Genomic DNA, 2,022 nt, shown 5'->3' with positions numbered 1-2,022 from the left:
ACGCGCGATCGCTTCGAACTCATCGATCCCGCTGGCACTGATGGCTTCGTAGTGCCCGTCAAGGTCCTCGATCGGACCACCCAGATCAGGCAGTCCTGCTCGGCGCCACATCCGCAAGTACAAGCCGAACGCGGTGGTGTTCAACGGCGTCACGAGACTGGCCCGCATCAGCAACAACACAACCTCCACCGAGGTCCCGGGCTTGGTCAAGACGCCGGTCGCAACCCGCTCGATCAGCGCCCGGGCATGGGCCCGATAAATGAACTCGGTGGTCATCCGTTCGTGCGTCGCGGTCAACAACGAAAAGCTGTGATGCAACACATCTGCGACATCGGGATGTCGCTGTTGCGCTCGACTGATCTCGTCTTCGGCCCAGTCTTGCTGTGTGAGTGTCGTTGTGACGATCTCGGTGAACACTGGTCCCGCAATTTCGCGAGGTGACGGTTCGAACCTGTTGAGGGCGTGAGTCATTGTTGTCCCTTCTGCGCAAACGATGCGACGGACGAATGGTCAGTGCCGGAGTGCGGTGAAGACCGCCCGGTGCTACGCGCGGCCGCTCTGGCGCGTGGTTCGCCCCATTGCTGGGCGAGCGCCCATGGCTCAGGCGTAGTCTGACGATGGAAGAGCCGCTGGTCGGGCCATTCTCAGGAGATTGAGATGCCTACTGGCAAACAACGACGTTCCAAGCGCGATCCCGAATTGAGTCGGCGTTTGGATGAGGTCCATAACGTGATGAAGGTTCGGCGTGACGCAGCCGAACGCCGCGAGACCGCGACGATGGACGCGGTCCAGACCTACCTGCAAGCTTCAGGATCGATCCGAAAGTGCACCGGGCTACGTGATCAGCGCGTTAGTGAGCTGCGCAAACGGATCGAACAGCTAGAAAACGAGTACGAGGCCGAGGTCACTGAGTGGCGCGGTCAGCAAGCGGGCGCGGTGGCGGCGATGCGCGACTTGGGGGAGTCCGATGACAGCATCGGTGAACTTCTCGAATTGACCAACAAACAAGTGCGACAACTGATGGCCTCGGCCCGAGGGTCCAATAGGACAGCGAATAATCCTGATCTGCGGGAGCGCGGTCTACTCCCCGGATTTGCCCAGGGACCTGGACGCACAGAGGTCCAGAGGGAACCGCAGGTCATGCCAATTACTGAGGAATCGGACGGTCAGAGTTTGGCGTAGCCGCCGGTGTTCCAGACATGCCAACGGAATTGGCTGGGTGCGAGGGCGACCCGGTAGGGGATACCAGGTTCTGTCGGGTATGGCCAGTAGGCGACACCACATCGGTGGCAGTAGTAGGCGTGGCTCCAGACACCGCGCGCACGGTTGCGCCCGGCATCGACCTTGCCGTTGCGGCGCGCACGCTTAAACGCGACGGTCAAGATCGCTACAACCGGGATCGACAGCACGATCGGAAACAGATAGAGGCCCAGCAGTGACGCCATCATCCGGAGCGGATTGGATGGCAACGGATCCATGGTCAACCCGATACTGCACAAACCGAACATGATCAGAACGAAGAACATCAGGACCGTACCGAGGGCCGACAGCGGGCCCGCCGATGGCAGAATTGGTCGCCACGCCAAGCTCCTTGCGAGGGCGGAGCTGTGGCTGAACTCGCGGGTAGAAGTCCCGATAATGGGAACAATTCCTCCCGGGGCGACGCCGAACCCGGCATGCATGCCGGTGCTGTAGCCGCTGTGCGTTCCCTCCGACATGGCAGCGGGCACGCTCTGGACCAAGTCGATGCTTTCGCATTGCGGGCAGCTGATATCGATGTTCACTGGTCCCCCCAAGGACGTGGGTTTCGCTGGAGTGAATACACGAGAGGTGATGCCTGGCAACGAACCGTGCATCGATCCAACACCGGATGGCCTGCACTGTCGATGTGGCCTGGCACACATCGGCATAGTTCGGGCAGGTATGCGCATGTTGAAACATTGTCTGGCCCAACCGGTCATAGGTGTCTTGCGTGCGCACGACCGCTGTCGGCGTGCGCACGCACAGTCAGCGGCTTGGCCG

3 protein-coding genes are annotated in these 2,022 nt (G+C 61.0%); 1 reads left to right on the top strand and 2 read right to left on the bottom strand.

Features of this window, described 5'->3' with window-relative positions; all coding sequences use genetic code 11:
* A partial coding sequence (locus NS1_RS37085; RefSeq protein WP_062992217.1) for a hypothetical protein occupies positions 1 to 417 on the bottom strand: 417 nt, incomplete at its 3' end.
* 240 nt (positions 418 to 657) lie between these two features.
* Between NS1_RS37085 and NS1_RS37080 the strand changes: the two genes are divergently transcribed.
* The gene (locus NS1_RS37080; protein ID WP_157125605.1) at positions 658 to 1,182 is read left to right on the top strand and encodes a hypothetical protein; all 525 of its coding nucleotides are present in this window, start codon (positions 658 to 660) and stop codon (positions 1,180 to 1,182) included.
* On the opposite strand, the gene NS1_RS40640 is transcribed toward NS1_RS37080, so the two are convergent.
* Positions 1,167 to 1,784 carry a hypothetical protein gene (locus tag NS1_RS40640; RefSeq protein ID WP_157125604.1) on the bottom strand — a complete coding sequence of 206 codons (618 nt, stop codon included), beginning with the start codon at positions 1,782 to 1,784 and terminating at the stop codon, positions 1,167 to 1,169. The two genes, NS1_RS37080 and NS1_RS40640, sit on opposite strands and share 16 nt — an antisense overlap.
* Positions 1,785 to 2,022 lie beyond the last annotated feature (238 nt).

Origin of the sequence: Nocardia salmonicida NBRC 13393 (genome assembly GCF_001613085.1) — a bacterium.
GTDB classification, from domain to species: Bacteria; Actinomycetota; Actinomycetes; order Mycobacteriales; family Mycobacteriaceae; genus Nocardia; species Nocardia salmonicida.
The sequence above is the reverse complement of the archived record's forward strand: the minus strand, read 5'-3'. Positions and strand labels throughout refer to the sequence as shown.

Coding starts and splice junctions, on each gene's coding strand:
- NS1_RS37080 (WP_157125605.1), top strand. CDS start 658: ATGCCTACTGGCAAACAACGACGTTCCAAGCGCGATCCCGAATTGAGT.